The organism is Nocardia sp. NPDC050718, from assembly GCF_040654235.1.
Lineage (GTDB): Bacteria > Actinomycetota > Actinomycetes > Mycobacteriales > Mycobacteriaceae > Nocardia.
This window is the reverse complement of the sequence record NZ_JBFAHQ010000011.1, coordinates 119,214-137,150: the sequence shown is the minus strand read 5'-3', so window position 1 is coordinate 137,150 and position 17,937 is coordinate 119,214. Positions and strand designations below refer to the sequence as shown.

General features: G+C 70.0%; 15 protein-coding genes. 8 read left to right on the top strand and 7 right to left on the bottom strand.

Annotated features, from left to right (window positions below; translation table 11 throughout):
• Positions 1-66: 66 nt before the first annotated feature.
• Positions 67-1,014, bottom strand: a complete 948-nt coding sequence (locus tag AB0H54_RS31995; protein ID WP_357350538.1) for a LysR family transcriptional regulator — start codon at positions 1,012-1,014, stop codon at positions 67-69.
• 109 nt (positions 1,015-1,123) lie between these two features.
• Here AB0H54_RS31995 and AB0H54_RS31990 point away from each other — a divergent pair, with 109 nt between their 5' ends.
• Positions 1,124-2,341, top strand: a complete 1,218-nt coding sequence (locus AB0H54_RS31990) for an MFS transporter (RefSeq protein ID WP_357350536.1) — start codon at positions 1,124-1,126, stop codon at positions 2,339-2,341.
• On the opposite strand, the gene AB0H54_RS31985 is transcribed toward AB0H54_RS31990, so the two are convergent.
• The 3 genes from AB0H54_RS31985 to AB0H54_RS31975 are packed head-to-tail and all read right to left on the bottom strand — an operon-like array spanning position 2,325 to position 5,206.
• On the bottom strand, positions 2,325-2,549 hold the full coding sequence (locus AB0H54_RS31985) for a Trm112 family protein (protein WP_355281793.1): 225 nt from the start codon (positions 2,547-2,549) through the stop codon (positions 2,325-2,327). The two genes, AB0H54_RS31990 and AB0H54_RS31985, sit on opposite strands and share 17 nt — an antisense overlap.
• A 9-nt stretch (positions 2,550-2,558) precedes the next feature.
• Positions 2,559-3,002 carry a GtrA family protein gene (locus tag AB0H54_RS31980; protein ID WP_355281791.1) on the bottom strand — a complete coding sequence of 148 codons (444 nt, stop codon included), beginning with the start codon at positions 3,000-3,002 and terminating at the stop codon, positions 2,559-2,561.
• Positions 2,999-5,206: a hypothetical protein gene (locus AB0H54_RS31975; RefSeq protein ID WP_357350577.1), complete on the bottom strand. Its 2,208-nt coding sequence runs from the start codon at positions 5,204-5,206 to the stop codon at positions 2,999-3,001. The genes AB0H54_RS31980 and AB0H54_RS31975 overlap by 4 nt, the downstream gene beginning before the upstream one ends.
• Before the next feature lie 296 nt (positions 5,207-5,502).
• Here AB0H54_RS31975 and AB0H54_RS31970 point away from each other — a divergent pair, with 296 nt between their 5' ends.
• Positions 5,503-6,543 carry a glycosyltransferase gene (locus AB0H54_RS31970; protein ID WP_357350575.1) on the top strand — a complete coding sequence of 347 codons (1,041 nt, stop codon included), beginning with the start codon at positions 5,503-5,505 and terminating at the stop codon, positions 6,541-6,543.
• Positions 6,540-7,676, top strand: a complete 1,137-nt coding sequence (rffA, locus tag AB0H54_RS31965) for a dTDP-4-amino-4,6-dideoxygalactose transaminase (protein ID WP_357350534.1) — start codon at positions 6,540-6,542, stop codon at positions 7,674-7,676. The genes AB0H54_RS31970 and rffA overlap by 4 nt, the downstream gene beginning before the upstream one ends.
• Positions 7,677-7,687: 11 nt before the next feature.
• Here rffA and AB0H54_RS31960 read toward each other — a convergent pair whose 3' ends face one another.
• The 3 genes from AB0H54_RS31960 to AB0H54_RS31950 form a co-directional block, all read right to left on the bottom strand.
• Positions 7,688-8,917: a lipase family protein gene (locus AB0H54_RS31960; protein WP_357350532.1), complete on the bottom strand. Its 1,230-nt coding sequence runs from the start codon at positions 8,915-8,917 to the stop codon at positions 7,688-7,690.
• A 95-nt stretch (positions 8,918-9,012) separates the two neighbouring features.
• Positions 9,013-11,973: an AMP-binding protein gene (locus AB0H54_RS31955; protein WP_357350530.1), complete on the bottom strand. Its 2,961-nt coding sequence runs from the start codon at positions 11,971-11,973 to the stop codon at positions 9,013-9,015.
• Between the two features lie 140 nt (positions 11,974-12,113).
• Positions 12,114-12,899 (bottom strand): hypothetical protein, encoded by a 786-nt coding sequence (locus tag AB0H54_RS31950; RefSeq protein ID WP_357350528.1) that lies wholly within the window; start codon positions 12,897-12,899, stop codon positions 12,114-12,116.
• Positions 12,900-13,237: 338 nt separating this feature from the next.
• Between AB0H54_RS31950 and AB0H54_RS31945 the strand changes: the two genes are divergently transcribed.
• The 5 genes from AB0H54_RS31945 (at position 13,238) to AB0H54_RS31925 (ending at position 17,924) form a co-directional block, all read left to right on the top strand.
• The gene (locus AB0H54_RS31945; protein ID WP_355281779.1) at positions 13,238-14,644 is read left to right on the top strand and encodes a family 2B encapsulin nanocompartment shell protein; all 1,407 of its coding nucleotides are present in this window, start codon (positions 13,238-13,240) and stop codon (positions 14,642-14,644) included.
• 12 nt (positions 14,645-14,656) lie between these two features.
• Positions 14,657-15,934 (top strand): family 2 encapsulin nanocompartment cargo protein terpene cyclase, encoded by a 1,278-nt coding sequence (locus AB0H54_RS31940; protein ID WP_357350525.1) that lies wholly within the window; start codon positions 14,657-14,659, stop codon positions 15,932-15,934.
• Positions 15,931-16,806 (top strand): geranyl diphosphate 2-C-methyltransferase, encoded by an 876-nt coding sequence (locus AB0H54_RS31935; RefSeq protein ID WP_357350523.1) that lies wholly within the window; start codon positions 15,931-15,933, stop codon positions 16,804-16,806. Before AB0H54_RS31940 ends, AB0H54_RS31935 begins: the two co-directional genes overlap by 4 nt.
• Positions 16,803-17,372 (top strand): isopentenyl-diphosphate Delta-isomerase, encoded by a 570-nt coding sequence (idi, locus tag AB0H54_RS31930; protein WP_357350521.1) that lies wholly within the window; start codon positions 16,803-16,805, stop codon positions 17,370-17,372. Before AB0H54_RS31935 ends, idi begins: the two co-directional genes overlap by 4 nt.
• Positions 17,373-17,570: 198 nt before the next feature.
• Positions 17,571-17,924 (top strand): hypothetical protein, encoded by a 354-nt coding sequence (locus AB0H54_RS31925; RefSeq protein WP_355281768.1) that lies wholly within the window; start codon positions 17,571-17,573, stop codon positions 17,922-17,924.
• Positions 17,925-17,937: the final 13 nt, after the last annotated feature.

The following is a 17,937-nucleotide window of genomic DNA, read 5'->3' as shown; positions in this document are numbered from 1 at the left end:
GCACCTCTTCCGGTCGCCGGACGGATATCGCCACCCGCCGGGTGACGACTGAGGTAACCCTAACTCCTAAAGCGGGCCCGTGGGGAGACTCGCGTCGGCGCGTGCCCACGGTGGCAGCCAGCGGTCGGCGGGTTCGACCGGACGGCCGGTCGCGAAATGCGCCAGCAGGGTGGGCACCGCCGGGTGGGTGTCGTCGGTGCGCACGCAGACCGACCAGGGGTAACAGGGCGTCGGGTCGATCAGCTCGATGCGGCGCAGATTCCGGCGGGAGGCGGCCTCGATGCGGGTGTCGAGGCTGATCAGGGTCGCGGTCCGCGGGTCGCCGCCGATCGTGTCGAGGAGATGCTCCATCCCGAAGTTGGGTCCGGCGCGATCGATGTCGAGGTCGAAGTCGGCGGTGAGATCGCGGTAGTAGGCGTCCCATTCGGTACCGGTCGCCAGGCCCGGCATCCACAGCCGCACCGTGCGCAGTTCGGCCATCCGGATCGAAGGCCGTTCGGCCAGTGGGTGTTCCGCGCCGACGAGTAGTTGCAGCGGTTCGTCGTAGACCCGGTGCGCGACGACCGCGTCCGGCAGCACGGGCGACGCGACCGCCAGCAGCGCCGCGTCGATCTCGCCGTCCGCGACCGCAGGCACGGCCGCGTCGCCGCGCAGGGTCACGACGTCGAGCTCCACCGCCGGATGGGCACGGTGGAAGCGCTGCAGCAGGGCGGCCGAACCGACCCTGGTGGCGATCACGTCGACGCGCAGCGGCCGCGTCGGTGGCCGCAGCGCCGCTTCCGCGCGGTGACAGGCCAGCAGGATCTCGCGGGCGTGCGGCAGCAGCTCCCGGCCGGTCGCGGTCAGCTCGGCGCCGTGCGGCGTGCGGCGGAACAGCTGCGTGCCGTAGGCGGCCTCCAGGCCCGCGATGCGCTTGGACACCGCCTGCTGGCTGATGCCGAGATCGATCGCGGCCTCCTGGAACTGCCCGGTGTCGACGACGGCGACGAAGGTGGCCACGGCTCGGAAATCCACGGGGTCCACCCTAGACAGGCACGCGGACATCGGCGGACAACCGTGGGTTGTGCGAATCGCGCGATCCGTTGTTTGATCCGCTGGGGTGCGCGGTGTTTCGGTGTCGGGCATGCGCAGCACCGCCGTCTCGGCGCCCCGGCTCGGCCGCGACTTCCGCAGGCTCTGGACCTCGTTCGGCGTCAGCGCCCTCGGCAGCCGGATCGCGCTGGATTCGTTCGCCCTGCTCGCGGTGACGCAGCTGGGGGCCGGGGCGTTCGCGGTGGCGGCGCTGGCCGCGGTCGGACCGGCGGCCGGCGCGGTGCTGGCGGCGCCGCTGGGTGGCTGGGCGGAGCGCGCGCCCCAGCGCGCGGTGCTGATCGGCGCCGATCTGGTGCGCTGCGCGGTGCTGGCGAGCGTGGCCACGGCGTGGTGGCTGGGGATGCTCGGGTACGGGCTGCTGGTGACGGTCGCGGCCGTCACCGCCGCGGCGACGATCGTGTTCACCGCCGCGCGGGGTTCGCTGCTGCGCGTGGTGGCACCGCCGGAGCTGCTGCTCGCGGCCAACAGCAGGCTCGAGGCGACGCAATGGGCGGTCACCGCGACCGGGCCGCCCGTCGGCGGGGTGCTGCTCGGGCTGTTCGGGCCGGCGATCACCGTGGCGATCGATGCGGTCAGCTATCTCGGGTCGGCCTGCGCGCTGGCCGGGATCCGGGCGCGGGAGTCGGTCGCGACGCGGTCAGCGGTGGTGGGCGGTACCGGGGTGGGTCTGCGGATCATCGTCGCCGATCCGGCGCTGCGGCTGCTGTGTGTGCACACCTGTCTGGTCAACGGCTTGATCCTGGGCAGCGCGCCGGTGCTGACGGTGCTGCTCGTCCGCGATCTCGGCTTCGCGACCTGGCAGTACGGGGTCGTCCTCGGGGTGCCGTGCCTCGGCGGTCTCGCGGCGACCCGGCTGACCGGGCCGCTCGTGCGCCGTTTCGGCGCGGGCGTGGTCCTGCGGGGCGCGGGAGTCGCGCGGGTCGGGGTGTCGATCGGCTTGGCGTGGACGCCCGCGGGCGTGCCGGGGATGGTCGTCGTGCTGGTGATCCAGACCCGGATCGTCGCGGCCATGGCGGTGTTCACCCCCGTGTTCGCGACCTACCGGCTCGAACGCATCGCGCCCGGCGTCACCACCCGCGTGCTGACCGCATGGGCCGTCACCAACAGCGCGGTCGTCGCCGCGACCACGGTGGCGATCGGAGTGTGCGCGCAGCTGTGGGGTGGCAGGCCCGCGCTGCTGGTGACCGGGATCGCGCTGATCGCCGGTGCCGCGGCGCTGTGGGCCGTTCCGCTCAGGACTGGGCGGTGAAGAACTCGTGCTCGGCGTCGTCGACGTCGCGGGCCTCGTCGACCAGCAGCACCGGGATGCCGTTGTCGATCGGGTAGGCCCGGCGCAGGCGCGGGTTGTAGAGCACACTCGCGTCCGATTCGGTGCGCACCAGCTGCAGCGGGCCCTTGTCCTGGGGGCAGGCCAGCAGGCCGAGCAGGGTTGCGTCGATGGTGGATTCGTGCGCCATGTCCCTAACCTACCGCGCCCGCCGGAACGAGATGTAGCGGTGCCCGAAGAAGCTGAGCACCGCCACCAGACCCATCACGATCACCGACGCGGGCGCGGCCGGGAACCCCAGCGCCGTCACGGCCACCTCGACCAGGATCACGTTGAGCACCAGCCCACCCGCGTTGACCCCGCAGAAGGCGACGAAGTCGCGCAGCACCCGCCCCCGCACCCGGAACACCAGGGTGCGGTGCAGCACGAACGCGAGCACCATGCTGACCGCGTACGCCGCGACCACCGCGAGGCCTGGCCTGCCGTCGCCGAAGACGCTCAGCCAGAACACCGTCAGCGCCATGCCGAGCAGGGTGTTGAAGCCGCCGACGATCGCGAACGCCAGTTCCTGGCGCTTGACGATGCGCAGCAGCGGGCCCGGCGTCTCGAGCACGCCGCCCGCCGACGCCGCCTCGGCGGTCATCGCACCGCGTCCGCGAGCTCGGTGTCGTCGGCGGGGATCGACTCGGCCGCGGGCGCGTCCTGTTCGTCCTCGGGCTTGCGGCCGCGCACGTAGAGCCACTGGAACAGCCCGAGGCCGAGCAGGCCGAGCACGATGGCGGCGCCGCCGATCTTCCAGCCCGGCGGACGCCAGGTCAGCTCGAGGTCGCCGTTGCGGGTGCCCGCCGGGATGTCGACCGCGACGAAGCTCTTCGCGACCACCGTGAACGGCACGTCCTTGCCGTCGATGCTCGCCCGGTAGCCCGGCCAGCCGAGCCGCGCGAACACCACCCGGCCGCCGTTCTCGGAACTGACCCTGACCTCGCTGGTGGTGTCGGACTCCGACACCGAGACCGCGGTACCGCCCTCGACCGCGGAGACGCGGCCGTTGCGGGTGGAGATCAGGCCGTTCTCGCGTTCGAGCACCGCGATGTACTTCTCGTGGCCCGGGTAGTCGACCCACTTCCAGCCCGCGGGGGCTTCCTGGGCACGCGCGTCCGGGTAGAGCGCGCGTTGCAGGACGACCCGGTCGACGTTCATCAGGTCGACGATGGTCTTGCCGGTCGACGGCTCGACCGCGAATGCGCGCCGGTACGCGTCGGGGCAGACGCTGGTGTCCCAGCGCATGCAGAGCATGTCGCCGAACCAGTAGTGCCCGTTCGGGGTGTACCCGCTGACGTAGGTGAGCTCGAGGTCCTTGGCGTAATTGCCGAACACCAGCGAACCGTAGACGCCGTCGAGGGTGCGCTCCCCCGGCTGGATCAGCGCGCGATCGCCCAGTTGCAGGGTGGTGCCGGCGAAGTCAGGGAACGCGGCCATGGCGGCCGCGCGGTCGCTGGGCAGGTTCCAGCTCATCGGGGTCGGTTGCGCCCGGTCGACCTGGAAGTAGGCGATCGGGAACACCGCGACGATCGCCAGCGCGACCGCCGCCGAGGTGCCCTTGTGGACCGCCAGCCACACCACCCCGGCGCCGAGCGCGGCCAGGACCAGCGCCGCGCCGACGTGGACCGCCCAGTTGTGCGGGTCGGCCGAGAACGAGCGCACCCAGAGCAGACCGATCAGCACCGCGGCGGCGACGCCGCGCGAACGCCAGTCCTTGAAGGTGGCGAACCGGCCGAGCAGCACGCAGACCAGCAGCAGCAGACCCAGCGCCACCATCGGCAGCACGCGGGCGGGCCAGCGCAGCGGGCCGATCGTGCCGGGGCCCGCGGTCCACATCAGCGCCGCGATCGCGAACAGCGCGATGCCGCTGAGCTCTCGCCACGCGGCCCGCGCCTTACCCCAATCGATGAACGCCAGCGCCGGGATCAGGAACCAGGCGATGTAGACCACCGGCAGCGGCTGCACATAGCCCCACCAGGAGGTGAAGGCGGGCAGGGTCGAGGGCAGGCTCGCGTTCAGCGATTCCGACCACGGCACGGTGAGGAACTGGTCGTTGTTGATCTGAGCGGTGCCGCGCCAGGTCACCTTGGCCGACAGCATCGACGGCAGGTAGGTCGCCACCCCGGCCAGCGCCGCCAGCCCGGCGACGGCCAGCAGCCGCAGCGGCGGCTTCCACGCCTTCTGGTAGATCAGCTCGCCGACCGCGACGGCACCGATCATCAGACCGGCCTCCACCGCCGGGAAGATGTACTGCACCGAGATCGCGAGATAGAGGTACACGAACACCGGGATCGGCCCGCCCCGGCCGCGCGCGTAGCGGACTCCCGAGGCCCACGCGTGCACCATCCACGCGGTGCCGGTGAACGCGGTCATCCAGCTGGCCTCGTCGAAGAACAACAGCCACCCGGTGAACGGGATCGAGACGCCGGCCAGCGCGGCCCACTGCACCTTCGAGCCGTAGGCCAGGCAGATCCGGTACACGCCCAGGCCGAGGATGATCGCGAAGATCAGTTTCACCACGGTCGCGTACAGCACGAGATTGTCCACCGAGGGCGCGATCAGATCGATCAGCAGCTGCGGCGGATTCAGCAGTCCCGCTTCTTCGATCGAGTAGTTTCCGGCCATCCAGTGCTCGGGCACCATCACCGGCAGATCACCGTCGCGCAGCCGCCTGCCGAGCATCACCCACAGCGGCACGTACTGGGATTCGGTGTCGTCGGTGTAGAAGTGCCTGGCGTTGGCCAGCAGAACCGCGCCGTAGCCCGCGATCACTCCGAGGGAGGTGATCAAGCCCCACAGGTACACGGCACGACGGGGAGGGGTTCTACTTTCCACCACGAGGACCAGACCCTACAGGTATAGGATCACAGCGCCACCGCCGCACGGGCATTGCAGGAATACCCTCCGATCGCCCCACGATGCCACACCACGAAGCGTCGCATTCCGGTGTTAAAGTGCGCACCACCGCAGGAGTCTCTGCTGTCCTCGGCGCCAGCCGCCAATAGACACGAAAGTCGACGATGCCGCTTCCTCCCGCACCCTCGTCCCGCTCCGGCGCCGTTCTGCGTGCCGGTGCGCCCGACCGCAACGGGTCGCGCCCGGTGCACTCGGTGTCGGTGGTCGTCCCGGTGTATCGCGGCGAGGAGACGATCGCGGCGCTGGTGGCCGAGCTGGACCGGCTGACCGGTCCGTCGACGTCGACGAACGGCGCGCGCTTCGCGGTCGAGGAGATCATCCTCGTCCACGACAACGGCCCCGACCGCTCGGACGTGGTGCTGCAGGATCTGGCCCGCACCTACCCGCAGGTGCGCCCGGTGTGGTTGAGCCGCAACTTCGGCCAGGACGCCGCGACGATCGCGGGCATGGCCGCGGCACGCGGCGACTGGATCGTCACCATGGACGAGGACGGCCAGCACGATCCGGCCTTCATCGCCGATTTCCTCGACGCCGCGCTGGCCTCGCGCGCGGACCTGGTCTACTCGAAGCCGACCAACACCCGCCCGCACGGTTTCCTGCGCAATCTCACCTCGCGCGGCGCCAAGATCGTGCTGGCGACGGTGTTCGCGTTCCCGGATTCGACGCGGTTCGAGAGCTTCCGGCTGATCCGCGGTGACATCGGCCGTCAGCTGGCCGAGGTCGCCGCCAACGGCGTGTACCTGGACGTGGCGCTGACCTGGGTGGTCGGCAACGCCGTCCAGGTGCCGGTGGAACTGCGCGCCGAGGGCCGCGACGAGTCCGGCTACAACTACCGCCGCCTGTTCTCCCTGTTCTGGAAGATGGTGCTGTGCAGCGGCACCCGTGGCCTGCGTCTGGTGAGCATGCTCGGGTTGACCCTCGCGCTCGGCGGTGTCGTGATGGCGGCGGTGATCATCGCGCAGGCGCTGACCCAGGACAACCACAATCCCGAGGGCTGGGCGTCGATCATCGTCGTGCTGCTGCTGTGCTCGGGTGCCACCTTGTTCTCGCTGGGCCTGATCGCGGAGTATCTCGGTGTGGCGCTGCACATCCTGGTCGGCAAGCCGCTGTACCTGACGGTCGAGAGCCCCACGCCGCGCCCGGATACGATGCATGCGCCGGCCGTGTCTCATCGAGTCGACGCCGTGGCGCCGGCAGCCGCGGCGGAGAAGGGTCACCACGAGTGAACGAGCGCATCATCTTCAGCAGGCCGTTCCGCGCCGCCGCCGAGCGCGCCAATCTGCTGGCCGTGCTCGATTCCGATCACAGTCACGGTGACGGCCGGTTCACCAAGTCGGCGACGGCGAAGATCAAGGCCATCACCGGCGCCGACCACGCCCTGCTGACCACCTCGTGCACGCATGCCCTCGAACTCGGCGCGCTGCTGCTGGAGCTGGGGCCCGAGGACGAGGTGATCGTCCCGAGTTTCGCGTTCACCTCGGCGGCGACGGCGATGGCGCTGCGCGGGTCCACGTGCGTGTTCGTCGACATCGACGACGCGACCGGCAACATCGACCCGGCGGCCGCGGCGGCCGCGATCACCGACCGCACCAAGGCGATCGTCGTCATGCACTACGGCGGCGTGGCCGCCGACATGGAGCCGCTGCTCGCGCTGGCCGCGCAGCACGGGGTGGCGATCATCGAGGACAACGCGCACGGCCTCGGCGGCACCTGGCGCGGCAGGCAGCTCGGCACCATCGGCACGCTGGGCACGCAGAGCTTCCACGACACCAAGAACGTGCACTGCGGTGAGGGTGGCGCGCTGCTGCTCTCGGACGAGATCCTGATGGGTCGCGCCGAGATCATGCGCGAGAAGGGCACCGACCGGGCGCGTTTCCTGCGCGGCCAGGTCGACAAGTACTCCTGGCAGGACATCGGCTCGAGCTACCTGCCCAGCGAACTCAACGCGGCGGTCCTGGACGCGCAGCTGGCCGAGTTCGACACCATCCAGCAGCAGCGCCACCGGGTGTGGGACACCTACGCGGCCGCGTTGCCCGAGTGGGCGGCCCGCAACGACGTCCGCCCGATGACGGTGCCCGCCGACCGGGGCCACACGGCGCACCTGTTCTATCTGCGGATGCCGACCGAGGAGAGCCGCGACGGCATCATCGGCCATCTCGCCGAGCGCGGGATCGTCGCGCCGTTCCACTACATTCCGCTGGACTCCAGCCCGGCCGGGCTCAAGTACGGCCGCACGCCGGTGCCCTGCACCCGATCGGCGAACTTCTCGGCGACGATCGTGCGGCTGCCGCTGTGGCCGCTGCTCTCGGGGGCGCAGCAGACCCGCGTCATCGACGCGGTCACCGAGTTCCGGGTGTAGTCCGGGCGCGTTCAGCGGCCGAAGCGCGTGTTCACCCAGGCCAGGGCATCGTCGTAGCCGGCGGCGAGCAGGCCGCGGTGGTCGATGCCGGAGTAGGTGCGGTAGTCCACCGCCTGACCCGCGACCCGCTGCCGAGCCACCATGGCGTCGGTGGCGAGCGGCAGTACCACGGTGTCGCCGGATCCCTGCTGCACCAGCAGCGGTGTGGTCAGCGGGAGCGAGCTCGGGTCGTTGGCGTCGAGGACCCCGGCGAGCGCGTCGACGTCCGGATCATCGGTGAACACCGTGCCCGGATCGAGTCCACCCCAGGAGTCGGTGGCTCGCAGCTGCCCGACGCAGCGGTCGTCGGCCTGATCGAGCATCGACAATGCCTGTGGCGCAAGGAAAGTCGACGGGTCGATCGGGGCGATTGTTTCCGCGCCGCGGACGAACAGTGGCAGGAACGCCACCGAACCGGCCGGGACGCGGTCCGCCGCGATCCCGGCGTGCCCGATCACGCTCAGCCCCCGCACGACGGGCCCCAGGTGCGACGCCGGGGCCATCGCCACCGAGCCGAGCAGCCGCATCCCGGGCGCCCACTCCTGCGAGCGCGCGTTGGCGAAGATCGCGGCCTGCCCGCCCTGCGAATGCCCCATCGCCACCCATCGGGTGCCGACCTCCGGCGCCACGACCCGTGCGGCGGTCGCCATATCGGCCACGGCGCGCTGCTCGGCCTCCCCGATCAGGTAGCCGTGCGCGCCCGGCGTGCCGAGTCCCTGGTAGTCGGTCTGGGCCACCGCGTATCCGGCGGCGATCCAGCGCGCCTGCACATCGCGGGCGAGTGCGGTGTAGTCGTGCGCGGGGAAGGACGGGTCGGTGTCCCGCGACGGCGCGCAGACGTCGGCGGTGCCGGTGGTGCCGTGCGCCCACGAGATCAGCGGCCAGCCACCGGCGGGCGGCTCGCCCTCGGGCACCGCGAGCGTGCCGGAGACCGCGACCGGAGCGCCCCGCATGTCCACCGAGCGGTACAGCACCAGGTAGTTGCGCGCACCCGGCAGCGCGGGATCGCCGGTGAGCGGTCGCGACCGGATCACCGAGCCGTGCTCGCCCGGCACCAGATCCGCTGCGGGCGAATAGAATTCGAGCCCGGACGGTCCGGTCTCGGCGGTCGCGACGGGCGGGGCGACCGCGAGCAGCGCGGCGAGCACGGCCACCGGCGCCGCCAGTCGAGCCGCGACGGTCCCCGTCCGAGAGCCGATCACTACCGAACCTCCGAGTCCGCCCGCGCCGGAGCGCGGGACGCCGATCAGTGCCGCGGGCAATCTACCCGACGCGCACCGATCGGCCCGGACTCGACTCAGTGGCCGCCGAACAACGCCGCGGCCGCGGCATCGGTGAGCACCTCGTAGACGTCGGCCTCCCGGTGGTAGATCCAGGTGTTCGGCCCCGCCTTCGGCAGGCCGGCGGCCTGCACCGCCGTGGCCGACGGCCGGAAGCTGGTGCTGCGCGGGATCTCGTCGACGACGTAGACCAGATCGGGTCGCTGGTCGGGGGCCAGCGCCCGCATCGCCTCGGTGACGTCACCCGGTTCGATGCGGAACCCCTTGCGCACGCTCAGCGCGGCCGCGGCCAGGACGCCCGACGGCGTCGGCAACCCGTAGGCGACCTCCATGTCGACCGGGGTGATGTCGTTGAGCACGTCGATGATCGGCTGGGTGAACACCGGCCCGCGCGCCGTGCGGATCACCGTGTCGCGGCGGTCGACCAGCCAGTAGTCGCCGTCGCTGTCGCGCCGGAACAGGTTCTCCGTCGGCCACCAGGCGTCTCCGGCCCGGAACACGCCGCGCAGCCCACCGTCGGACAGGTCACCACCGTCGACCGACTTGCCGAGCAGCAGACCCGGCTCGTTGTCGGCGCAGCGCCGTGCGAAACCGTCGTCGCCGACGAGGATCTGCTCGGTGACCGGGTCGTAGGCGACCAGTTCGACGTGCGCGGTGCCCGGCACCGGCCTGCCCTTGGACCCGATCTTGGCGCCGGGCACATTGGCCAGCACCACATCGCCGTCGATCGAGGCGTAGAACTCCAGCACCCGGGCCGGGGTGAACTGCTCCAGGGTGCGCCGCCACAGCCCGGCGGGCATGCCGGAGCCGATGAACAGCCGGATCGGGTGGTTGTGCCCGGCCGGGAAGACCTGCGCGTCGAGCAGGTCGCGCAGCATCGTCCACGTGTAGGTGACCACGGTGACGCCGTAGCGGTGCACCTCCTCGGCGAACCGGCCCGGCTCCATGTCCATCGGCCTGGCCAGCGCGATCCGGCTGCCACCCGCGATCGCGCCACCGAGGCTCACCAGCAGCCCTGACGAATGATGCAGCGGCGCGAGGCAGTACACGGTGTCGCGGCGATCGAGGTCGGCCGCGCTGGCGGTGCCGAACGCCGACAGCGCCCAGCGGTGATTGGTGATGTACTTGGCCTCGAGCCGGTCACCGGTGCCGATGACGAGGATGAACGCGAGCTCGCGCGCCAGGCCCGGATTGGGCCGGTACCACGCGGGCACCCGCACCTTCGACGGGTCGATCTGCTCGAGATCGATCACCCGGTCCCCGGTCGGCAGCGCGAGCCGCCGGGCGTCACCACCGCCGAGCACCAGCACCCTGGCGCCGGTCGCGGCGGCGGTGCGCAGGTTCTCCGGGTCGGTGATCAGCGTCTGCACGCCGGTCAGCTCCATCGCCCGGTCCAGCTCGGCGCCGGGGGCCAGCAGCACCGCGACGGCGCCGAGACGCGAGAGCGCGGCCACGGCGGCCAGCGCGCTCGGCCTGGTCTCCATGACGACGCCCACCCGGGTGGCGGGCCGGATGCCGACCGAGATCAGGCCGCGCACCACATTGTCGATGCGCACCTCCACCGCGGCATTGGTGTGCACCCGGTCGTCGAAGAGGAACAGGTCCTTCTGCGGCGCCCGCTTGGCGTGCTCGTGCAGCAGTTTGCCCAGTGAGATGCGGGTGTGCGGCTGGATCATGCCGAGCCGGGTCAGGCGCGGCAACGCCCGCGCGGCCTCCCCCGCCATCTCGACCGAACCGCGAATCGTGTTGCTGGCGATGCCTTCCAGCGCCTTGCCGACGCCGGCGCCCGCCTCGGCCAGCGACGCCGCGGTGTGCACCACCCGGGTCGCCGCGGTGCGCGGGGCGTTGCTCGCCACGTGTTCCTTCATGGGCACGATCTGCTCGGGCAGCGCGCCGTTGCCGTCCATCCAGGCGATCCAGTCGCGCACCATCGGCCAGGTGTGGTTGGTCGCGGTCGAACCGGCGACGAGACCGAAATGCCCTGCCACCAAACTGGCTTCGTAGACCTCGGCGTTGGGCGCGGCCCGCACGATGCCGCGCACGGCACCGGGCTGGCCGATGTCGTCGACCTCGCCGACGAAGGCCAGGATCGGGCACCGCAGCTCGGCCAGCGAGATCGGGTGATCGCGGATCACGAAGCCGCCCAGCATCATCCGGTTGTGCGCGACGAACTGCTTGAGCAGATCGGCGACCGCGGGACCCGAATACCCCACCCAGCCGTCGCTGTTGAGGAAGCGACGCTGACGTTCCTTGGGCAGCAACGCTTCCCGGTCGTGCAGCTGCAGCAGGAAGTCGATCCGCGACTTGGCGGTCTTGACCGGGTCCAGCATCTGGAAGCCGATGCGCACCATCGACTCGGTGATCGGCAGACGGTGCATCACGTGATCGGCCAGGAAGTCGGCGACCTCGGAGACCACGCCGTAGGGCAGCCCGAACGGCATGCCCGCGACGATGTCGACAGGGCTGCCGAAGGTGACGATGGAGGCCACGCCCTTGCCGTACCTATAGGCGGCGGTCTGGTAGGCGAACATGCCGCCCTGCGAGTAGCCCATCAGGTGCAGCTGCGCACCGGTGGCCTCGCACACGGTGTCGATGGCCGAGTCCACCGCGAGCACGTGGTCGGCCAGGTCACGTTCCCAGCCGCCCTCCTCGGTAGCCGGCGAGCCGAAATCGATGACCCAGCAGTCGATTCCGCTCGCGTGCAGGATCCCGACGGCACCGCCGGCGGCGTTCACGTCCCAGATGTCGGCGTTCACCATCAGCGGCGGAACCAGCAGCGCCACCGGGCGGCCCGGCGTCGTATCGTCGGGGAAGTAGTGACGCAGCCGGTACATGCGTCTGCGCTCGACGACCTCGAAGGGCGAGGACTCGACATCGTGGGCCAATCCGCCGAAGCGGATCACCTCCAGTCCGTTCTGCGCGGTAGCCAGCAACCGCTGCATCGAACCGACCACACCTTTTGGACTGATATCCACCATTCCCACCTGGCCTACCCTGCTGAAAGTGACACACCTCACACACCCCGATGTGCTCATATGAGCTAACCACACCGGACCTCCATTATGTGTCGGCTGTGACAGGCCGCATGTTGCGGCGATTCGGGTCACACCGTGGCAGTTCAGCGGCCCATCACGTTGACGTAGACACTGTCGAACGGCTCGCTGCTCACACTGAGATCGCCGCGGAACGGATAGTCCAGCGCGGCGATCAGGAAGATCATCGCGCCGAGGAAGAACGCGAACAAGCCACCGAGCACCAGATGCGCGTGTTTGCCGAGGCTGAACAGGCACAGCAGCACCAGGTTCACCGCGCCGCCGACCAGGATCGTCCACCAGAGCACGTCCGGAATGCCGCCTTTGGTGGCATTGATCCGGTGCCTGCGGTCGGAATCGAAGCGGGCGAACTGGTCGATGGTGGCGGCGTGCACGATCTCCTCGGCGCTGTTGGACGGCCGGAATTCGAGCAGGTGCCCCTGGAACCTGGTCACCAGCGCGGTGCCGCCCATCGGCTCCTCGCCCTCCCGCAGCGCGGGCCAGACCACGTCGAGCACATCGCGGGTGTAGTCGGCGAGATCCTCGCGCAGCAACTCCCGATACGGCTCCGGATAGGCGCTCACCTCCCGGTAGAGCGTGCCGACCGCCGCGGCCTCGTCCGCGACCCGGCTCTGCGCCACGTCGTAGGACTCGTAGGTGGCCGCCGCGATGAGCCCGAGCAGCAACCCGTAGAACACCCCGCCGACGGTGAGCACCATCGTGACGGTTTCGTTCCAGCCGGGTTCGGGCCCGAACGCGCGCTGCACCGCCGCTCTGCTGAGCAGGATCCCGGTCACGGTGAGCCCGACGGCCGTGCCGGTGATGAGAAGGAAGTCCAGCCAGATCGGTAGCTCGTATATCCAGGTGAACATGATCCGACGATAACGAGTCCGGATCCGATTCCGGCATCGATCCGCGATTCATCCCAGGACATCTCGCGGCCCGCAATCGCCTACCGCGCAAGGGATCTCCCGGTCACAGCCATGTTTTCCCGAATAGCTCGCGCGCGGCACCATCGACCACCTACCATCGAACTCGTCCGGAACGCACTGACACGCATCCACTTTCGTGTAACACCGTTTCACACGCCCGGTTTCACCCGCGCAGGACCATTCGATTCGCATCGTTACCCACCCCCAGCCTGCCGCGCACTGTCGCGCCACACAGGCCGATCGGCCGTGCCGATTTCCGTCTCGAGGTGAGGATCTCCATGACCATCGAAATGCCGCTGCCCACAGACAATTCCGTCCGCAAGAGCCTCAGCACTACCGCGGCGCATCAGCTGGCGCACACCACCAAATCCGAGCCGCAGATGCAGGGCATCAGCTCCCGGTGGCTGTCCCGCGCGCTGCCGTGGGTGCAGGTCGCGGGCGGTATCTACCGCGTCAACCGGCGACTCACCCACACCGTCGGCAACGGCGAGGTCGAGTTCGTCGTCGACGGTGCGCGTGCCAGGGTGATCCCCCAGGAATTGCGCGAACTGCCCGCGCTGCGCGATGTCGACGACGAGCTGATCCTGCGCCCGCTGGCCGACAATTTCGTCCAGTACGATCTCGATCCCGGTGCCGTCGTCGCAGAATTCGGTAATCCCATGGATCAGGTGATCCTGGTCGTCCACGGGAAACTCGCCAGGATCGGCTCCGGTGAATACGGCGAGTCGACCAAACTCGGCATGCTGTCGGGCGGTGACTACTACGGCGAGGACATGCTCACCGACCCTTCGGCCATTTGGCCGGACACCGTGAAAACGGTGACCAGAACGACAATTCTGTGTCTGCCCAGACAATCGTTCGAGCAATTCCTGGAAATGAATCCCGACCTCGCCCGCATTCGCTCCGACGCCGCCCGGGCGCCGCAGCGGACGCAGAATTCCAAGGGGGAGGCCGATATCGAGATCTCCTCGGGCCACTCCGGGGAGCCCCTGCTCGAGGGCACCTTCGTCGACTACGACGCGAGTCCCCGGGAATACGAGCTCAGCCTGGCGCAGAGCGTGTTGCGGATCCACACCCGCGTCGCTGATCTGTTCAACGACCCGATGAACCAGGTCGACCAGCAGTTGCGCCTGACCGTCGAGGCGCTCTACGAACGCCGCGAGCACGACCTGGTGAACAATCCGGAGTTCGGCCTGCTGCACAACTGCGACCTCAAGCAGCGCATCACCACCGAGTCCGGCGCGCCGACCCCCGACGACATGGACGAACTGCTGAGCATGCGCCGCGGCACCAAGTTCTTCCTCGCGCACCCGAAGGCGATCGCGGCGTTCGGTCGCGAATGTTCGCGCCGCGGACTGTATCCCGACCCGGTGGAGTTCCAGGGCCACCGCGTCCCCGGCTGGCGCGGCGTACCGATCCTGCCGTGCGGCAAGATCCCCGTCAGCGCCACGCAGACCACCTCGATCATGGCGATGCGTATCGGGGAGAAGGACCAGGGCGTGGTCGGCCTGCACCAGACCGGCATCCCCGACGAGTACGAGCCGAGCCTCAACGTCCGGTTCAAGCAGATCGACGACCAGTCGATCATGTCCTACCTGGTGAGCTGCTACTACTCGGCCGCCGTCCTGGTCCCCGACGCGCTCGGCGTTCTCGACGACGTCCTCGTCGCGCGCCGGGCCGACTGAGCGGCGCGCGCCGTGTCGATCCTCACCAGGGCGGCGGCGCCGCACGCGAGCACCGAACTCGCGGCCACGGTGGCCGCCCTGCTGCACGACGCGACGGCACCCGCGGTCCTGTTCGCCCGGCTCGGCACCTCGGCATCCACTCTCCCCCATCGGGTTTCGCCGTCTGCGCCGCGATCGGTCGGCCCGCGCCGGCTACCCGGTCCTACCGGTCTCGGCACCACCAGTCTGTGGCGCAGCACCGAGCAGGAACCGGCGCCTACCGAGACGAAGAACGGTGCACCGCAGAAGATTCCGCCTCTCTACTGTCCGCCACCCGAACGTGACGATCCCGCGCTGGCCGAGGCCGTCAATGTCGGCCTGCTCGCCTGGGCCGCCGAGATCGGTCTCTACGAGGGACGACTCGACGAACTCGGCAAGGCCGACTTCGGCCGGCTGATCATGCTCGCCCACCCCGATTGCGACGACCCCGACCTGCTCCTCGGCGCCGCCCGCTGCGCGGTCGCCGAATGGTCGGTCGACGACTACTACTGCGAGGAGGACGCCCCTGGCGACACCGCACCCGACGGCACCCCGTCCAGCGCCGCCGCCGAACTCGGCCCCCGGCTCGAGCTCGCCGCGGCCGCGATGGACCCGGCGCACCTGCCCGCGCGGTACGCGCCCCGGCTCGAACAGGCCATGCAGGCTGACCCGATCCTGCGCGCGTTCCGCACCTCCTTCGCGTGCCTGGCGGGGTACGCGAGCCCGGCGCAGCTGGCCAGGTTACGCACCGAGATCGCGGGCTGGTTCATCGCGCTCGGCGCCGAGGCCGGCTGGCGCGCCGCGGACCGGATGCCACCGGTCTGGGAGTACCTCACCAACCGGCAGCCGCACAGCTTCCTGCCGTGTATGGCGCCGATCGACGTCGTCGGGGGCTACGAGCTCGGGGCCCCCGAGTACACCGATCCGGCCGTCCGACGGGTCACCACCACGGCCGCGCTGGCCGCCCAGATGGTGAACGACCTGTATTCGATGGCGCGCGAGGACCTTTCCGGCGGCAGGGAGTTCAACCTGCCGACGGTCCTGGCCGCCGAGGAGGGCTGCGGCCGCGCCGACGCGGTCCTGCGAACCGCACAGATCCACGACGAGCTCATGCACCGCTTCGAACGGGAAGCGGCCCCGCTCGCCGCCGCGGGCTCACCCCAGCTGCGCCGATTCCTGGCCGGCCTGTGGGCCTGGATGGGTGGCAACCGCGCCTGGCACGCCGGCAGCCGCCGCTACCACGACATCGCTCCAGGAGAGGACGACCGATGACCATCGCGAACCCCCAGACCGACCGCACCGTCCTGCGCACCACGTACCAGCGCTCCGTCGCGGCCTACTGGAACAACAACCCCAACGACGATCGGGTGAACACCAAGCTCGGCGAGGTCGACGGTCTCTACCACCACCACTACGGCATCGGCGCCCCCGACTGGTCGGTCATCGAAGGGCCGGAGGCGACCAAGCAGGACCGGATCGTGCGGGAACTGCACCGGCTCGAGACCGCCCAGGCCGACTTCCTGCTCGACAACCTCGGGCCGATCCAGAACGCGGACCGCCTCGTCGACGGCGGCTCGGGTCGCGGCGGCACCAGCTTCATGGCGGCCGAGCGCTTCGGCTGCCAGGTCGACGGGGTCTCCATCTCCGAGTGCCAGGTGGGCTTCGCCAACGACCAGGCCGCGACGCGTGGGGTCACCGACCGGGTCAAGTTCCACTTCCGCAACATGCTCGACACCGGCTTCGCCGACGAGTCGGTGCGCGGCATCTGGACCAACGAGACCACCATGTACGTCGACCTGTTCGATCTGTTCGACGAGTTCGCCCGGCTCCTGGAACCCGGCGGCCGCTACGTCTGCATCACCGGCTGCTCCAATGACGTGACCGGCGGCCGGTCCGCCTCGGTGAGCTGGATCGACGCGCACTACGGCTGCATGATCCATCCGCGCAGCGAGTATTTCCGGGCCCTGTCCGACAACGGCCTCATTCCCACCACCGTGGTCGACCTCACCCCCGACACCATCCCGTACTGGGAGCTGCGCACCCATTCCGAGCTCGCCACCGGCGTCGAGCAGCCCTTCCTCACCGCCTACCGCGAGGGGAGCTTCCAGTACCTGATGATCGTCGCCGATAAGGTGGCCAGGTGACCGAACAGCTCGCCGAACCGTCGACCGACCGCGAAGCCCTTTCCGTGGAACTGGTCGACGACGCGGGTCTGGCGATCGGAGCGTGCTCGGTGGCCGATGCTCATCGGCCACCGGGCACGCTCCACCGCGCCTTCTCGGTGCTGCTGTTCGATCGGCACGGCCACGTGCTGATCCAGCAGCGCGCCGCGGTGAAGACCCGGTTCCCGCTGCAGTGGGCCAACACCTGCTGCGGTCATCCCGCGCCCGGTCAGGCGGTGCTCGAGGCCGCCGCGATCCGGCTGCGCGAGGAGTTCGGCATGGCGGCCGAGCTCACCGAGGTCGGCACCTTCCGGTACCGCGCGGGCGACGAGACGACCGGCCGGGTGGAACACGAATACGACCACGTCCTGATCGGCGTGGCCGGCGATGTGCCACCGCGGCCCGATCCCGCCGAGATCGCCACCTGGGCCTGGATCGCTCCGGACGCCCTGCGGGCCGACCTCGCCGATAATCCGGGGCGGTACACGCCGTGGCTGGCCGAGGTGCTCGAGATCGCCGACCGGGCACACACCGCCACCCAGGCCTAGCCCCTCCCCTCCTTGCCGTTTTCCCTGACAGCACGCTGTCCACCCACACCGAGGAGGCACCTATTCGTTAGATGCGCATATCTATATCTGCCGATGTTATGAGTTCTTGGTGAAATCACAGGCTGGCCACAGTCGCCGACCAGGCCGGGCGCGGACCCTGAACAGGGAACGGTTCCACCGACGGCGAGTGAGGTAGCGATGGTCGAGGTCGAGATCAACGACGACACGGTGACGGTCAATGTGCTCGGCGGGCATCGCCTGCTCGCCCTGCGCCAGCAGGTCGTGATCGACCGCGCCGCCATCACCGGCATCCGCCCCGCCGAGGTCGACCTGCGCCCGCCGTGGGTCCGCGCCCCCGGCACCTTCATCCCCGGCGTCATCGCCGCCGGCGTCTACCGCGGCAAGGGCCGGAAGGAATTCTGGGACACCACCTTCGGCGGCAGCGCTGTCCGCATCGACCTGGACGGACCCGATTTCACCCGGCTGGTCGTCGACGTCGACGATCTCGACGCCGTCCTGCGCGCGCTGACGCCCGAGGCGATCGCCGTCTGACCCGGCGCACCGG

Coding starts and splice junctions, on each gene's coding strand:
- AB0H54_RS31990 (WP_357350536.1), top strand. CDS start 1,124: ATGCGCAGCACCGCCGTCTCGGCGCCCCGGCTCGGCCGCGACTTCCGC.
- AB0H54_RS31985 (WP_355281793.1), bottom strand. CDS start 2,549: ATGGCGCACGAATCCACCATCGACGCAACCCTGCTCGGCCTGCTGGCC.
- AB0H54_RS31980 (WP_355281791.1), bottom strand. CDS start 3,002: ATGACCGCCGAGGCGGCGTCGGCGGGCGGCGTGCTCGAGACGCCGGGC.
- AB0H54_RS31955 (WP_357350530.1), bottom strand. CDS start 11,973: ATGGTGGATATCAGTCCAAAAGGTGTGGTCGGTTCGATGCAGCGGTTG.
- AB0H54_RS31950 (WP_357350528.1), bottom strand. CDS start 12,899: ATGTTCACCTGGATATACGAGCTACCGATCTGGCTGGACTTCCTTCTC.
- AB0H54_RS31945 (WP_355281779.1), top strand. CDS start 13,238: ATGACCATCGAAATGCCGCTGCCCACAGACAATTCCGTCCGCAAGAGC.
- AB0H54_RS31935 (WP_357350523.1), top strand. CDS start 15,931: ATGACCATCGCGAACCCCCAGACCGACCGCACCGTCCTGCGCACCACG.
- AB0H54_RS31925 (WP_355281768.1), top strand. CDS start 17,571: ATGGTCGAGGTCGAGATCAACGACGACACGGTGACGGTCAATGTGCTC.